The sequence below is a fragment of the Polynucleobacter sp. MWH-Aus1W21 genome (assembly GCF_018687275.1).
Taxonomy (GTDB): domain Bacteria; phylum Pseudomonadota; class Gammaproteobacteria; order Burkholderiales; family Burkholderiaceae; genus Polynucleobacter.
In genome coordinates this window covers 1209572-1225926 of sequence record NZ_CP061287.1, presented here as the reverse complement: position 1 = coordinate 1225926, position 16355 = coordinate 1209572, and the positions used below count along the sequence as shown (strand labels likewise).

General features: G+C 47.4%; 13 protein-coding genes. 12 read left to right on the top strand and 1 reads right to left on the bottom strand.

Annotation, left to right across the window (positions count from 1 at the left end; translation table 11 throughout):
- Nucleotides 1–11 precede the first annotated feature (11 nt).
- The 4 genes from ICW03_RS06300 to ICW03_RS06285 all read left to right on the top strand — a co-directional run bounded on the left by ICW03_RS06300 (nt 12) and on the right by ICW03_RS06285 (nt 4528).
- The gene (locus ICW03_RS06300) at nt 12–1076 is read left to right on the top strand and encodes a microcin C ABC transporter permease YejB (protein WP_205627523.1); all 1065 of its coding nucleotides are present in this window, start codon (nt 12–14) and stop codon (nt 1074–1076) included.
- Nucleotides 1073–2098, top strand: a complete 1026-nt coding sequence (locus ICW03_RS06295) for an ABC transporter permease (RefSeq protein ID WP_215346630.1) — start codon at nt 1073–1075, stop codon at nt 2096–2098. The genes ICW03_RS06300 and ICW03_RS06295 overlap by 4 nt, the downstream gene beginning before the upstream one ends.
- Entirely contained in the window at nt 2095–3732 is a 1638-nt protein-coding gene (locus ICW03_RS06290; protein ID WP_215346629.1) for an ABC transporter ATP-binding protein, read from the top strand. Before ICW03_RS06295 ends, ICW03_RS06290 begins: the two co-directional genes overlap by 4 nt.
- Nucleotides 3733–3880: 148 nt before the next feature.
- Nucleotides 3881–4528 (top strand): C40 family peptidase, encoded by a 648-nt coding sequence (locus ICW03_RS06285; protein WP_215346628.1) that lies wholly within the window; start codon nt 3881–3883, stop codon nt 4526–4528.
- A 28-nt stretch (nt 4529–4556) separates the two neighbouring features.
- On the opposite strand, the gene ICW03_RS06280 is transcribed toward ICW03_RS06285, so the two are convergent.
- Nucleotides 4557–5480 carry a patatin-like phospholipase family protein gene (locus tag ICW03_RS06280; RefSeq protein ID WP_251374367.1) on the bottom strand — a complete coding sequence of 308 codons (924 nt, stop codon included), beginning with the start codon at nt 5478–5480 and terminating at the stop codon, nt 4557–4559.
- Nucleotides 5481–5667: 187 nt separating this feature from the next.
- On the opposite strand from ICW03_RS06280, the gene scpB reads away from it, so the two are divergent.
- The 8 genes from scpB (at nt 5668) to typA (ending at nt 16293) form a co-directional block, all read left to right on the top strand.
- Nucleotides 5668–6393: an SMC-Scp complex subunit ScpB gene (gene scpB, locus ICW03_RS06275; protein WP_251374366.1), complete on the top strand. Its 726-nt coding sequence runs from the start codon at nt 5668–5670 to the stop codon at nt 6391–6393.
- 6 nt (nt 6394–6399) lie between these two features.
- Nucleotides 6400–8199 (top strand): pseudouridine synthase, encoded by a 1800-nt coding sequence (locus ICW03_RS06270; protein WP_215346626.1) that lies wholly within the window; start codon nt 6400–6402, stop codon nt 8197–8199.
- A 173-nt stretch (nt 8200–8372) separates the two neighbouring features.
- Nucleotides 8373–8864 carry a ribosome maturation factor RimP gene (gene rimP, locus ICW03_RS06265; protein ID WP_215346625.1) on the top strand — a complete coding sequence of 164 codons (492 nt, stop codon included), beginning with the start codon at nt 8373–8375 and terminating at the stop codon, nt 8862–8864.
- A complete protein-coding gene (gene nusA, locus ICW03_RS06260) occupies nt 8861–10342 on the top strand; it encodes a transcription termination factor NusA (RefSeq protein WP_215346624.1) in 1482 nt (493 codons plus the stop codon). Before rimP ends, nusA begins: the two co-directional genes overlap by 4 nt.
- 13 nt (nt 10343–10355) lie before the next feature.
- Entirely contained in the window at nt 10356–13115 is a 2760-nt protein-coding gene (gene infB, locus ICW03_RS06255; RefSeq protein WP_215346623.1) for a translation initiation factor IF-2, read from the top strand.
- A gap of 14 nt (nt 13116–13129) precedes the next feature.
- Nucleotides 13130–13498, top strand: coding sequence for a 30S ribosome-binding factor RbfA (gene rbfA, locus ICW03_RS06250; RefSeq protein ID WP_215346622.1), 369 nt, complete (start codon nt 13130–13132; stop codon nt 13496–13498).
- Nucleotides 13499–13501: 3 nt separating this feature from the next.
- Nucleotides 13502–14413, top strand: a complete 912-nt coding sequence (gene truB, locus ICW03_RS06245; protein ID WP_215346621.1) for a tRNA pseudouridine(55) synthase TruB — start codon at nt 13502–13504, stop codon at nt 14411–14413.
- 62 nt (nt 14414–14475) lie between these two features.
- Nucleotides 14476–16293, top strand: coding sequence for a translational GTPase TypA (gene typA / locus ICW03_RS06240; RefSeq protein ID WP_068323346.1), 1818 nt, complete (start codon nt 14476–14478; stop codon nt 16291–16293).
- Nucleotides 16294–16355 lie beyond the last annotated feature (62 nt).

The window sequence follows — 16355 nt, the reverse complement described above, 5'->3', positions numbered from 1 at the left end:
TGCAGGGTCAAATGCGCGCCTACATCTTCAAACGTTTGCTCTTGATGATCCCAACGATCTTAGGTGTATTAACTCTTACCTTCGCCGTAGTGCAATTTGTTCCGGGTGGACCAGTAGAGCAAATGGTATTGGAATTAAAAGGCAAAGGCAGTGCAGCCACGGGTGGTTCTGAGTCTTCGGGTTCTGGCGCGACGTATCGCGGGCGTCAGGGTGTCGATGCGCAACGCCTCGAGGAAGTAAAAGCCTTATATGGTTTTGATAAGCCACCTCTTGAGCGTTATTTCATGATGTTGGGCCGTTTTGCTAGATTCGATTTAGGTCAAAGCTATTACCAACATGAAAGCGTTTGGCGTTTAGTAGTTTCTAAATTGCCGGTATCGATCAGCATCGGTTTATGGACCTTCTTTATTACCTATTTAGTTTCTATTCCTTTGGGAATAGCGAAGGCAGTCCGTGATGGCTCACGTTTTGATGCCATCACTAGCAGCATGATCCTCGTGGGCTATGCGATTCCAGGATTTGTGTTGGGCGTCTTATTGCTTGTTGTCTTTGGTGGAGGAAGTTTTTTACAAATCTTCCCGCTAAGAGGCTTAACTTCCGATAACTGGAGTGATCTCAGTCTCATAGGTAAGGTGATGGATTACTTGTGGCATTTAGTGTTGCCAATTACCGCATCTGTTCTAGGAAGTTTTGCAGTGGTCACGATGCTGACTAAGAATTCATTCTTAGAGGAGATTCGTAAGCAATACGTTCTGACTGCACGCGCAAAAGGACTTACGGAAAAACAAGTTCTTTGGAAGCATGTCTTCCGCAATGCACTCTTGCCACTGGTAACAGGTTTCCCTGCAGCGTTTATTGGCGCATTCTTTACGGGCTCCTTATTGATAGAGACTTTGTTCTCTTTGGATGGGCTTGGCTTGCTTTCATATGAGTCAGTGATGCGCCGTGACTACCCAGTAGTGTTTGGCACTCTGTACTTATTCACCTTAATTGGTTTATTTACAAAGTTAATTTCTGATCTTTGCTATGTATACATAGACCCACGCATTCAGTTTGGTGCGGGAGGCGGTTCATGAATCGTTGGCAACGTTTTAAAAATAGTCGCATGGGCTACGCCAGCCTATGGATTTTCATGGTGCTCTTCGGTTTATCGATGTGCGCCGAGTTGATTGCTAATGACAAGCCTTTGGTGGTTCGCTATGAAGGCCATTTCTATTTTCCGATCGTGAAGAGTCAGCCAGAAACGGTATTTGGTGGAGACTTCGCCACGCCGACGGATTTCTTGGATCCAGACATTCGTCAAAATATTACGAGTAACGGTAACTGGGCAATCTATCCACCGATTCACTATAGCTACGAGACACTTAATTACTTCTCTAAAGTGCCTAATCCAGCACCACCTTCATGGGAAAACTGGCTGGGGACGGATGACCGCGGGCGCGATGTGCTGGCACGTTTGATCTACGGCTTTCGCTTATCCATTCTTTTTGGTTTGGCGCTCACCATTGTTGGTGTCAGTGTGGGCATCATTACTGGATCCCTGATGGGATTCTTTGGCGGTAAGTTTGATTTGATTTCTCAGCGACTGATTGAGATTTGGTCGGCCATGCCGGAGTTGTACTTACTTATTATTTTTGCTTCGATCTTTAACCCCAGCGTTTCCTTGCTCATCATTTTGCTGGCAGCCTTTGGTTGGATGGGCTTATCGGATTACGTTCGTGCGGAATTCTTCCGCAACCGCGCCTTGGAGTATGTGCGTGCGGCACGCGCATTAGGTCTTACCAATGTGCAGATTATGTGGCGCCATATCTTGCCCAACAGCTTGACACCAGTGATTACCTTTTTGCCATTCCGCATGAGTGCAGCAATTCTTTCTTTAACGAGCTTGGATTTCTTGGGCTTGGGAGTGCCTCCAGGAACGCCAAGCTTGGGTGAGCTGTTATCTCAAGGCAAGAGTAATCTTGATGCTTGGTGGATCTCCTTATCAACCTTTGTGGTTTTGGTAGCAACCTTGCTGCTATTAACCTTTATGGGCGAGGCATTACGTAACGCATTTGATTCTCGTAAAGCCGGCTTGATGAGTGGAGGTCGCTCATGAGTTTGTTGCGCTATGAAGATCTGTGCATTTCTTTTGGAACGGGTCGTCGCGAAAAGTTTGCCGTCAATCATCTTGATTTAGAAATCGGTATAGGTGAACGTGTTGCACTCGTAGGTGAGTCTGGTTCTGGTAAGACCCTGACGGCGCTAGCGCCACTCAGACTTGAGCCGGAAGGCGCGAAAGTTTCTGGAAAGATTCTCTGGAATAGAAAAGACGGGAAGGGCGAAGTCGATTTGCTATCCATGTCTATTCAGGACATTCGAGAGATTCGTGGCCGCGAAATTGCCATGGTTTTTCAGGAGCCGATGACGGCTTTAAATCCGCTATTTACGGTAGGCAATCAAATTATTGAAGCGGTGCAGATTTATCAGCCATTGATCTCTAAAGCAGATGCGGTGGATGCCGCGGTTGATTTACTGCGCAAGACAGGCATTCCTGAACCAGAGCGCCGTTTTCACTCTTATTCGCATCAACTCTCTGGTGGTCAGAGGCAGCGCGCCATGATTGCGATGGCATTGGCATGTAAGCCACGCCTTCTGATCGCTGATGAACCGACAACAGCGTTAGATGTGAGTTTGCGTTTACAGATTTTGGAATTACTTAAAGAGCTACAAGAGGAGTCTAAAGATGATGGTGGCATGGGGATTTTATTGATCACTCATGACCTTAATTTGGTGAAGCATTTTGCGCAGCGTGTAGCAGTGCTAAACCAAGGCAATTTGATGGAGTCTGGAGCAACGAAACAAGTGTTTGAGCATCCTGAAGATCCATATACCCGCGCTTTGGTCAATAGCGAGCCTGTACGTGACTTGGCACCGCTGATGCCACTGGCTCCCGTGTTATTAAAAACAGAAGAGTTGTCTGTCGCCTACCCAAGCGCAGAGCCGGTATCTTGGTTTAAAAAAGCGCCACCACATAAGGTTCTGAAAAAAGTCAGCTTCTCGCTAAAGCAGGGCCAAACCATTGGCGTGATTGGTGAATCTGGTTCTGGAAAGACAACCCTGGGTATGGCCGTCCTGGGGCTATTGGGCGACTCAGCAGCGCAGGTCACTGGTGAAGTTGATGTCCTTGGTAGTGACTGGCAGAAGCTAAAGCCAGTTGAGAGAAGGGCGTTGCGCTCCAGTTTGCAAGTGATCTTTCAGGATCCATTTGGATCTTTATCGCCGCGCATGAATGTATTGCAAATCGTTTCCGAAGGTTTGGATGTCCACTTTCCGAAGCTGTCTGCTACTGAGCGCGAAACTCGCGTGGTGGATATGCTTAAAGAGGTTGGGTTAGATCGATCCGCTCTGCTACGTTATCCCCATGAATTTTCTGGTGGCCAGCGTCAGCGCATTGCGATTGCCCGTGCACTTATCTTGCGTCCCCAAATTTTGGTTCTAGATGAGCCTACCTCTGCGTTAGATGTTTCTATCCAGAAGCAGGTACTTGCCTTATTGACCGAGCTGCAAAAGAAGTACAACTTAGCCTATCTGATGATCAGTCATGATTTAGCAGTTATCAGAGCCATGTCTCACGAGGTAATGGTCCTCAAAGGCGGCAAAGTGGTGGAGTTTGGTGATACGGAAACTCTGATCAAGCACCCCCGCCAAACCTATACCAAAGAGCTTTTTGCAGCTGCAGAGCTGACCTAAGAGAGTTAAGGGCTTAGGCCAAAAACCCTGTTTTATGGGCTAAATTGGTGCATTTGCCCCTCTATTGTGAAAATTTATCTTTATAAACAAGGACTTGAGTCTAAATTGAGGACTTGGTTAATTAAGAGTTCTTTGTTAAACTGATTCGATGTCACTGAAAAAAGCGATGCTTACTAAAACCCTGGGCTTTGGCCTGGGCGTATTCATTTGCGTTTTCGCTTATGCGGCAGATCCTGTGGTCGAGGCAAGCGTAGATGCGGCTGAGCCTAAAGAAAGCATGTTTCAAGCTGGCCGTTCTTACATTGCGCGCGTTTCTGATCGATTGGCGGATACCGTTACAGGCAAATCAGAAGAGTTGATTAATCGCGCTATGGAAGTGATTGGTGTGCGTTATCGCTGGGATACGGAGCTGCCACAGTCTGGATTAGATGGTAGTAGTTTTGTCGGCTATGTTTTTAAAGATAAGCTTGGATTTTTATTGCCACGTAAATCTACTCAGATGAGTCGTGTTGGCAAGCCCATTACTCGTGAAGAATTACAACCAGGCGACCTCGTTTTCTTCAACACCATGCGTTTAACTTTTTCTCACGTTGGTATTTACGTGGGCGATAACAAATTTATTCATTCGCCTTCCAAAGGTACGAATGTCAGAGTGGATGATCTCGGTAGCCTCTACTGGGATAAGCGTTTTGATGGGGCGCGCCGTTTGGATGGCAGCGACAATCTTAATGATTCAGAGCGTCAAGAACTTCTCAACGAAGTAAAAAATCTTAAGCGTAAATCACGCAACCTTTAAAGTATAAGGGCTTTAAGCCTGATGCCTATTAGCCTTTCAGCTTTTCTTTAATTAGCCCCATTTGTTCTTGAGCGGCGGCTTCGCCAGCCAGAATAGCTGCGTTTCTGGATTTGAAATCCCCGCCACCCATTTGTTTTAATTGCGGTTGAATCACAATGTCAGCGCTTTTTAATTCGTATTGATTAATGCTTCGCTGCATGATGGAAATAGTTTGCTGCAAGACGCCAAGAGTTCCGCTGGCATCTTGATGAACCGGCTCAGAAGAGATGTTGACCGCAATTACTATAGTTGCGCCCATTTGTCGTGCGTAGCTAACGGGTACCGGGGCTACCAAACCACCATCCACATATTCCTTGCCACTAATCACCGCTGGCTGAAAAACGCCTGGTACGCTGCAAGAGGCGCGAACTGCCAAACCAGTATTTCCTGTCCTAAATAAAACACCTTTGCCTGACTGTAATTCCGTGGCAACAATGCCCAGGGGTATGCGCATTTGTTCAATGGATTTGTTTTGCACCTCTCGGTTCACCATGTTTTGCAGGGCATCGCCTTTAATGAGTCCCCCAAAACGTCCAGCAAAAGGGAGTCCCCAGTCAGCAATGGTGGCCTCATCAAGATTGAGGGCTAAGCGATTGAGTTCGTTACCCGTGGCTCCAGAGGCCAATAAGGTGGCAATCACGCTGCCAGCACTGCTGCCAACAACAATGTCGGGTCTGATGCCTTGGGCTTCTAAAGCCTTAATAACACCTACGTGAGCGAAGCCTCGGGCCGCCCCAGCGCCCAAAACCAAGCCAACAACTGGCTTTTTGGTGCTTATAAGACTGCAGGAGCTCAAGCTTGCGCCCCCAAGAATGGCGCCCACACCAATCCCAAGGCCCAGGAGTTTGCGACGCTCTATATGGACTGGGGCATTAGATGTCAGAAAAAGGGGTTTGGTGTATTTCTTATGCATGTGGCTATTGTATTGAGCCTACCTTATAATGGGCACAAGGTGAACGAAAAGGACTTCGTTTCAGCGCGGACATATTCCAATAAGAACTGATGAGATGGATTGTCCGTAGTCGCTAGAGAACACCAAAACCCATTACTAAATACATTTTTAAAGCCTAATCAGGATGATTCCTGGTAGCCCGACTTTTATGGACGATCACAATAAGCGCGTAATTGAAACAGCCCTCCTGTGCGCACAGGAGCCACTCACCGTTGCTGATTTGTCTCGCTTATTTGTTGAAGACATCACTACGGCAGATATCGATGAGGCATTGGTCGAACTGCAACGTGCTTGGGAAGACAAGGGTATGGAATTGGTTCATATCGCAACAGGTTGGCGTTTTCAGAGCCGTCTGTCGATGCGTGAGTACCTCGATCGCCTCACACCTGAGAAGCCGCCTAAGTATTCCCGTGCAGTAATGGAGACTTTGGCCATTATCGCTTATCGCCAGCCAGTGACTCGTGGTGAGATTGAAGAGATTCGCGGTGTAGCAGTTAGCAGTAATGTGATGAAGCAGTTAGAAGATCGCGGTTGGGTTGAAGTGATTGGCCATAAGGAAACAGTTGGCCGTCCTGGTTTATACGCAACCACTAAACAATTTTTAGACGACCTCAGTCTGACCAATTTACAAAGCTTGCCAATTTTGGAAGACGCGGCGCCAATGGCGGCTGCAGAACAATTAGGTCAAGCAGTAATGGAATTTGATCCGTCTGCAACTGTAGAAACAGTCATCATTGATGCAGATGCACAAGAAGTGAACGAGACTGAAGAGATAACTGAATTCACTGTAGAAGAAACAGTGATTGAAGTGACAGAAGAACTTACCGAAGAAGATACCCCTGAGTCAGATGACAAATCAGACGAAACAAAATAATTATTAATGACAAGCTCTAACGAAAACGATTCATCCCCGGTAGCAAATCCATCGGCAACCCCATCTAATACAGATGCTGCACCATCGAATGCTGATGGTCAGAAGACTGAGGGTGGGGAGCGCGGAGAACGTGGTGATCGTCGCCCACGCCGTCAAGGCTCGGGCAAACACCCATTTAATAAGAAGCGCCCATTTAATAAAGATCGGCCACGCCGTGAGGGTGGTGAATCTAATGGCCCACGCGAAGGTGGCAATCATCAAGGTAATAACCAATCCGCAAAACTGGCTCCAAACCCAGCCGAGAGCGAAGCTTTATTTGCTTCAGTAGTTTCTGGTGAGTTTGATGCAGCTTTGGATGCCCCAGAAGTTGAAGATGTTAAAAATCCTGATGGTCTAAATGAGAGTGAAATCTCTCATCAAACTGGAGCAGAGCGTCGCGCACAACGCGCTCAGCGTTCACGTGAGGATGAAGATCCAGATGCGCCAACAGAGGATGAGGTAAGTAGTTTGCAATTTGCAAACGTTGATGACTTGCCTTTGAGTTTGCGTGATGAAGTGTGGTCAGATCTTGATGGTCTAGATGATGACGCTGATGATGAAGATACTGTTAAGTTGCATAAAGTATTGGCTGACGTTGGCATGGGATCACGTCGCGACATGGAAGACTTGATTATTCAAGGACGTGTTTCTGTAAATGGATTACCAGCTCATATTGGGCAACGTATTGGACCAACGGATCAAGTGCGTATTAATGGTAAGCCGGTTCATCGCAAGATTCAAACTAAACCGCCACGCGTGATCATGTATCACAAGCCTGCTGGTGAGATCGTCAGTCAATCTGATCCTGAAGGTCGTCCGACTGTGTTTGATCGTTTGCCAAAGCCCCGTCAAGGACGTTGGATCGCAGTTGGTCGCTTGGACTTTAATACTGAAGGACTGTTGTTGTTTACTACTTCAGGTGAATTAGCAAATCGTTTGATGCATCCGCGTTATGGTGTTGAGCGTGAATACGCTGTTCGCATATTGGGTGACTTGAGCCAAGAAAACACCGCGCTATTAAAGAGTGGTATTACGCTTGATGATGGCCAAGCCAAATTCTTACGCCTAGCAATGGGTGGTGGTGAAGGTGCAAACCGTTGGTACCACGTTGCATTAAGTGAAGGTCGTAATCGCGAAGTGCGCCGCATGTTTGAAGCAGTTGGTCATACGGTATCTCGCTTGATCAGAACTCGTTACGGCATTTTCTTATTGCCTCCACGCTTAAGGCGCGGAAAATGGGAAGAAATTGAGGCGGGCGGCATCTATAACTTGATGAAGTCTGCTGGTCTAAAAATGCCGCAGCCACAAGACAAGGGTCGCAACCCTAACGCCAATTCAAATAATCGCGATCGTCGCCCTATGGGGGAAGATTTTCAGCCAGACCCAATGCAAACCTCGGTTTCTTACTGGGGCTCCCGTGACGCTTTGACCCTTGCTAGCGGTCATAACGGCCTGACTCATCAAGGTAGGGGTGGCAAACCTGGTGGTGGCGGTGGTTCTGGTGATGGGCGCGGTCCTTTCCGTGGTCGTACGCAGGGTGGAAGACCTGGTCAGGGCGGCCAAGGTGGCCGTGGAGGTCAAGGCGGTCAGGGCGGCGGCCAAGGTCAAAACCGCAGTAAAGGCGGCAAAGTGCACCATGGACAGTCCGCATTTGTGACTGGAAACCCTCAAAGCCCCGGAAATGGGCCTAAAAGAGGTGCACCAAAGGGGCGCAAACCCTTCAACAAGGGACCTAGAAAACCGCGTAATCCGGGCGAAAGCTTCTGATTTGTATCGGTTTTCTGCCAAATAGGCTATAATTTTGGTCTTACAGCAGGATTCTGCTGTTTTAAGTTGTTACCGACTGATGTTGCGATCAACGTAAGTCGGCCTGTTCTGAATTTCGAGAATATGGGCTTTGAAGCCCATTTTTTTTTGCCATTTTGGTATGAAGGGTAGTTGTGAAAGATCAGCAGGTTATTTCTGCAGAGCTGGAAAACTTAGGTTACACGCTAGTTGAGATTGAGCGTGAAGCCGGAGGTTTGCTACGCGTCACGATTGAAAACCCAGATTACGAGCGCTTGATTACGGTATTGGATTGCGAGAAGGTGAGTCATCAGTTGAGCTACACCCTACCGGTTGAAAATATTCCATACGAGCGCTTAGAGATTTCATCTCCAGGATTGGATCGTCCAGTGAAAACTGCTGCTGATTTTGAGCGCTTCGCTGGCATGCAAGTAGATTTGAAGTTGCGTGTTGCTGTTGGCAATCGCAAGAATTTTCGTGGTGAGTTGCAAGGTTTGCTGAGTGGTGAATTGAATTCACCTGATGCAAAGTTTGGTTTGGTATTTGAGGGTGCTGATGGTCAGCCTTCTCAATTGGAGTTCTCTTTAGCCGAGGTCGATAAGACTCGGTTGGTCCCTGTTATTGATTTCAAAGGAAGAAAGTCATGAGCCGAGAAGTTCTCATGTTGGCAGACGCGCTAGCGCGTGAAAAGAACGTAGATCAAGCTATCGTATTCGAGGCGTTGGAGATGGCTTTAGCCTCTGCAACCAAGAAGCGTTATGCCACAGAAGACGTGGATATCCGCGTTTCGATTGATCGCGAAACTGGTGAATACGAAACCTTCCGTCGCTGGTTGGTAGTTCCGAACGAAGCTGGTTTGCAAGAGCCTGATAAAGAGATCCTGCAATTTGAAGCTCAAGAGCAACTTGCTGACATGGAAGTTGGCGACTATATCGAAGAGCAAATCGAATCTTTAGCTTTCGGTCGTATCGGTGCACAAGCTGCTAAGCAAGTGATCTTGCAGCGTATTCGTGATGCTGAGCGTGAGCAAATTTTGAACGACTACCTTGAGCGTGGCGAAAAAGTCATGACCGGCACCGTGAAGCGTGCCGACAAGAATGGTCTCATTATTGAATCTGGTCGTGTTGAAGCGTTGCTGCGTCGCGATCAAATGATTCCAAAAGAGAACTTACGTTCTGGTGACCGTGTACGCGCTTACATCCTTAAAGTGGATCGCGAAGCACGTGGCCCACAAATCGAACTCTCACGTACTTGCCCAGATTTCTTGATTAAGTTGTTTGAGAACGAAGTTCCTGAGATGGAGCAGGGCTTGCTCGAGATCAAAGGCGCCGCTCGTGATCCTGGTGTCCGCGCAAAGATTGCCGTAATTACTTATGACAAGCGTATCGACCCAATCGGTACTTGCGTTGGTGTTCGTGGCACACGCGTTACAGCAGTGCGTAACGAAGTAGCTGGCGAAGCAGTAGATATCGTGTTGTGGTCTGAAGATCCAGCGCAGTTTGTGATTGGTGCTTTGGCTCCAGCCCAAGTTTCTTCTATCGTGGTTGACGAGGAGCGTCACGCCATGGACGTAGTAGTTGATGAAGAGAACTTGGCAATTGCGATTGGCCGCAGCGGACAAAACGTTCGTTTGGCGAGCGATTTGACTGGTTGGCAGATCAATATCATGACTCCAGAAGAGTCAGCTGAGAAAACTGAAAAAGAAGCTTCCTCTGTACGCCAGTTGTTTATGGACAAGTTGGACGTAGACCAGGAAGTAGCTGATATTTTGATTGAAGAAGGCTTCAATACGTTAGAAGAAGTAGCTTACGTACCATTGTCTGAAATGTTAGAAATCGATTCATTCGACGAAGACACTGTGAATGAGCTACGTACTCGCGCTCGCGATTCTTTGTTGACGATGGAGTTGGCAAAAGAAGAACGTATTGGCGAAGTTTCACAAGACTTGCGTTCCTTAGAGGGAATGACAACAGAGTTGATTGCGAAGCTTGCTGACAATCAAGTACATACCCGTGACGACCTTGCTGAACTGGCTGTTGATGAGCTAGTTGAGGCGACACAAATTGACGAAGAAACTGCGAAAACGCTCATCATGAAAGCGCGCGAACATTGGTTTACTTCATGAGAGGAAGTAGTGCATGGCAACAACAGTAAAAGTACTCGCTAAAGAATTAAAACGTACCGCGCCAGACCTCTTGGAGCAGTTGAAGGCGGCCGGTATCGAAAAAGGTTCTGAGGACGACAGCATTACCGAGAAGGACAAAACAGTCCTGCTTGAGCACTTGCAAAAAGCGCATGGTAGCGCTGACACGGGCGCGCGCAAAAAGATTACTTTAATCAAGCGCGAGAGCTCAGAGATTCGTCAGGCAGACTCTGCTGGACGCACTCGTACAGTTCAAGTTGAAGTTCGTAAAAAGCGCGTGCTAGTCAAGGCGGGTGACAAAGCTCCTGAGCCAGCAGTTGAAGAAGCTCCAGCGAAAGCGGCAGCTAAAGCTGCGCCAGCTAAACCAGTTATTTCTGAAGAAGAGTTAGAAAAACGCGCGGCTGAGGCAACCCGTCAAGCTGAGTTGCTAGCTCGTCAAGAAGCAGAAATGAAAGCAGCTGAAGAAGCGCGCCAAAAAGAAGTTGCTGCTCCAGTTGCGAAAGAAGTTACTCCTGTTGATGAAGCTCCAGCTGCAGCTGCAGCTGCAGCAGAGAAAAAGGCGACCGCTGAAAAAGCCGCAAAAGATTTGGCTGCAACTAAAGAAAAAGAATTGGCAGACATTCGTGTGCGTCGCGCTGCTGCTGAAGCGGAAGCTTTAGCAATTCGCGACATGATGAGTGCTCCTGCTCGCGTTCTGAAAGCGCCAAGTGAAATTGCTGCTGAAGAAGCGAAAAAAGGTACTTTGCATAAGCCTGCGAAAGCTGAAGGCGCTGATGATAAGAAGAAGGCTGTTGCCAAAGTTGGTGGCAAGACTATTAAATCTTCTGAAACATCATCTACCTGGCAAGAAGAGGGTGCTAAGAAACCTGGTGGCTTAAAAACTCGTGGTGATTCATCTGGTGGTGTTGGTGGTTGGCGCTCAGGTGGCGGTCGTAAGAAGCAGCGTCAAATCGCTGAAGCAAACGTCGACACAAACTTCCAAGTGCCTACTGAGCCAGTAGTACGCGATGTGCATGTTCCAGAAACCATCACTGTTGCAGAGTTAGCTCATGCAATGGCAGTGAAGAGTGCGGAAGTGATCAAGTTGTTGATGGGTATGGGCCAAATGGTCACTATCAACCAAGTGCTTGATCAAGATACGGCAATGATCATTGTTGAAGAAATGGGTCATAAAGCCTTCGCTGCGAAATTGGATGACCCAGATTTGGATCTTGGCACCGATGGTCACGATGCAGAGTTATTGCCACGTCCACCGGTTGTAACGGTGATGGGTCACGTTGACCACGGTAAAACTTCTTTGCTCGATAAGATTCGTGCAGCAAAAGTAGCTACTGGTGAAGCTGGTGGCATTACCCAGCATATTGGTGCATACCACGTTGAAACTCCACGTGGCATGATTACGTTCTTAGATACCCCGGGTCACGAAGCCTTTACGGCAATGCGTGCGCGCGGTGCTAAAGCAACCGATATCGTGATCTTGGTAGTGGCTGCTGATGACGGTGTGATGCCACAAACTAAAGAAGCGATTCACCATGCAGTAGCGGGTGGCGTACCTTTGGTTGTAGCAATCAATAAGATTGACAAACCAGAAGCAAATTCTGAGCGCGTTAAAACAGAATTAGTTGCTGAGCAAGTAGTTCCCGAAGAATACGGTGGCGATGTGCCATTCATTCCGGTATCTGCAAAAACCGGTGAAGGCATTGACGCTTTGTTAGAGAACGTTCTCTTGCAAGCTGAAATTCTGGAACTCAAAGCTCCAAAAGATGCTCCAGCTCAAGGCTTGGTCATTGAAGCACGCTTGGATAAAGGTAAGGGCCCGGTTGCAACTGTATTGGTTCAGTCAGGCACTCTTAAACGTGGTGACATGTTGTTGGCTGGCTCTACATTTGGGCGCGTTCGCGCCATGATGGATGAGAACGGAAAACCATGTAATGAGGCTGGTCCATCTATTCCAGTAGAAATTCAAGGTTTGTCAGAAGTGCCTGCAGCGGGTGAGGCAGTGCAAGTGGTTCCTGATGAGCGCAAAGCTCGTGAGATTGCATTGTTCCGTCAAGGCAAGTTCCGTGATGTGAAGCTGGCTAAACAGCAGGCATTCAAGCTTGAAACCATGATGGAAAACATGGAAGAGGGCGCAATTGAAGCGAAGTTGTTGCCACTCATCATCAAAGCGGACGTTCAAGGTTCACAAGAGGCTTTGGCTCAATCATTGATGAAGCTCTCTACTCCAGAGGTGAAGGTGCAAATCGTTCACGCTGCTGTAGGTGGCATTACTGAAACTGACGTGAACTTAGCTGTTGCTTCTAAGGCAGTCATTATTGGCTTTAACTCCCGTGCGGATGCAGCAGCACGTAAGTTGGCCGAGAACAATGGCGTGGATATTCGTTATCACAACATTATTTATGACGCAGTTGATGAAGTGAAGTTGGCTCTGAGTGGCATGTTGACTCCAGATAAGAAAGAAGAAATCACTGGTCTCGTCGAGATTCGTCAAGTCTTCTTGGTATCTAAAGTTGGCGCTATTGCTGGTTGCTTGGTCGTTGACGGTATCGTTAAACGCACTTCAAGCGTACGTCTCTTGCGTGACAACGTGGTTGTTTGGACTGGCGAACTGGATTCTCTTAAGCGCTTTAAAGATGACGCGAAAGAAGTTCGTGCCGGTGTTGAGTGTGGCTTGTCATTAAAAGGCTACAACGACATCAAAGAGGGTGATCAACTCGAGGTATTTGAAGTTACTGAAGTTGCTCGTTCACTCTAAGCACCATAGGCAATATGCATAAGACTAGTCCGCATCGCAACCAGCGTCTCGCCGATCAAATTCAGCGAGACCTGGCCGAGCTCATTCCTCGTGAATTGCGCAGCCCAAGTTTGGGTTTGATTACTTTGCAAAGCATTGAGCTTACTCCTGACTTGGCACATGCCAAAGTGTTCTTTACTGTTTTAGGCGCAGAGCCTGAGCATGCATTAAAAGCACTTCAGGAAAAAGCGGGCTACTTGCATTCATTATTATTTAAACGTTTGCACATTCATACGGTGCCTACATTGCATTTTCACTATGACAGTTCTGTAGAGCATGGCATAGAAATGTCTCGTTTGATCGATCAGGCAGTCGAGAGCGATCACAAAGACGAGACAAAGTAATTCATGGCTATCAGAATCGACGGCGTAGTGCTGCTAGATAAACCCGCTGGAATGAGTTCACAGGGCGCAGTTACTGCCGTCAAGCGTGCTTTCAACGCGGACAAAGCAGGGCACACCGGTACCTTAGATCCGATGGCCACTGGCTTACTGCCAATATGCTTGGGTGAAGCTACTAAGTATTCGCAAGACTTGCTCGAAGCAGACAAAACTTATATTGCTCAAGTGAAATTTGGTTCACGCACTGATACGGGTGATGCAGAAGGCCAAATTATTGAAGAGTTGCCTTTACCAGCATTCGCAAGTGACGCAGAAATGAAAGCCGCCTTAGATGCGCTGCTGCCTAAATTTACTAGTGCCATTTCACAAGTACCGCCAATGTATTCGGCATTAAAACGTGATGGCAAACCTCTTTATGAATATGCTCGTGCTGGTGTTGAATTAGAACGCGCACCACGTGACATCATTATTCACTCCATTCGCTGGACTAACATCAACTGGCCTGAAGCTACCCTAGAAGTGAGTTGCAGCAAGGGTACCTATATTCGTGTTCTGGCTGAAGATATTGGTAACGCCCTGGGTTGTGGCGCTCATTTAGTCGGCTTGCGCCGTACTGAAGTAGGGCACCTCACTCTCGAACAGTCTTTTACGATTGAATCAATTCAAAGCGGTCTACAAAATACTGCTGACTATATATTGCCAGTAGATGCTCTCTTGCAAACCTTGCCACACCTAACGGTAGATGAGCAACAGGCTAAGCGTCTGGAGATGGGGCAACGTGTTCCGCTCAATTTACCTTCTATCGAGGCATTGGTTCGCATCTATCGCGCCACTGCTGCTCCCCATAACTTTATTGGTACTGCCGATTGGCGTTCTGGAGTATTACATCCAAAGCGTTTAATTTCACAGGCACATTAAACAATCATTATTGAATCACTATTAACAACCCTTTTACTTATCTTTAACTTTAGAAGCTTCACATGACTAAACGCGCACTTCGTAACATCGCCATCATCGCCCACGTTGACCACGGTAAAACTACTCTGGTTGACCAACTCTTGCGCCAATCTGGCACATTCCGCTCCAATGAAAAAATGACCGAACGGGTCATGGACTCAAACGACTTGGAAAAAGAGCGTGGTATTACTATTTTGTCCAAGAACTGTGCGGTTGAGTATGACGGCACACATATCAATATCGTTGATACCCCAGGACACGCGGACTTCGGTGGTGAAGTGGAGCGCGTACTCTCTATGGTTGATGGTGTATTGCTTTTAGTTGATGCGGTTGAAGGCCCAATGCCACAAACTCGTTTCGTAACCAAGAAAGCCTTGGCTTTAGGTTTGAAACCAATCGTTGTTATTAATAAAGTTGACCGCCCAGGCGCTCGTACTGATTACGTTATCAATGCAACTTTTGAGTTGTTTGATAAATTAGGTGCAACTGAAGAGCAGTTGGACTTCCCGGTTGTATATGCTTCCGGTTTGAATGGCTATGCTGGCTTGACTGATGATGTTCGTGAAGGCGATATGCGTCCATTGTTTGACACAGTGTTAAAGCACGTTCCAGTTCGTGATGACAATCCAGAAGGTCCTTTGCAGCTGCAGATTACTTCGATTGAGTACAGCACATACGTAGGTAAGATTGGTGTTGGCCGTGTTAACCGCGGAACTGTTAAGCCTTTGATGGACGTTGTATTTATGGATGGTCCTGATGGCGTTCAACGCAAAGGCCGTATTAACCAAGTATTGAAATTCCGTGGCTTAGAGCGCGAAATCGTTGACGAAGCGCAAGCTGGCGACATCGTATTGGTAAACGGTATTGAAGATTTGGCAATTGGTACAACGATCTGTGCACCAGACGTTCCAGAAGCATTGCCAATGCTCAAGATTGACGAGCCAACATTGACTATGAATTTCATGGTGAACACTAGCCCATTGGCTGGTCGTGAAGGTAAGTTTGTAACTAGCCGCCAGATTCGTGAGCGTCTTGACCGCGAGCTAAAGTCAAACATGGCTTTACGCGTTAAAGAAACTGACGACGACACCGTATTTGAAGTGTCCGGGCGTGGTGAATTGCACCTTACCATCTTGGTAGAAACAATGCGTCGTGAAGGTTACGAATTGGCTGTTTCCCGTCCACGTGTTGTGTTCCATGAGGAAGATGGCGTGAAGATGGAGCCATACGAGAACTTAACGGTTGATGTTGAAGATACGACTCAAGGTGCCGTGATGGAAGACTTGGGCAAGCGTAAAGGTGAATTGCTCGATATGGTGAGTGACGGTAAAGGTCGCACACGTCTTGAGTACCGTATTCCAGCGCGTGGTTTGATCGGCTTCCAAGGTGATTTCATGACCATGACTCGTGGTAACGGCTTAATGAGTCATACATTTGATTCATATGCCCCAGCTAAAGACGGTATCTTGGGTGAGCGTCATAACGGCGTATTGATTAGCCAAGATGATGGCGAAGCAGTTGCTTACGCATTGTGGAAGTTACAAGACCGTGGTCGTATGTTCGTAAGCCCTGGCGATCCTTTGTACGAAGGCATGGTAATCGGTATCCATAGCCGTGATAACGACTTGGTTGTGAACCCAATTAAAGGTAAGCAATTAACTAACGTTCGCGCCTCTGGTACTGACGAAGCGGTTCGCTTGGTTACTCCAATCGCTATGAACTTGGAATATGCAGTTGAATTTATTGATGATGATGAGTTGGTTGAAGTGACGCCGAAGAGTATTCGTATTCGTAAGCGCTACCTCAAGGAGCATGAGCGTAAAAAAGCCTCACGCGAATAAGCTAGCTTAGCTTCACAACAAAAGTCACCTACGGGTGGCTTTTGTTCTTCAATCAATAGCAA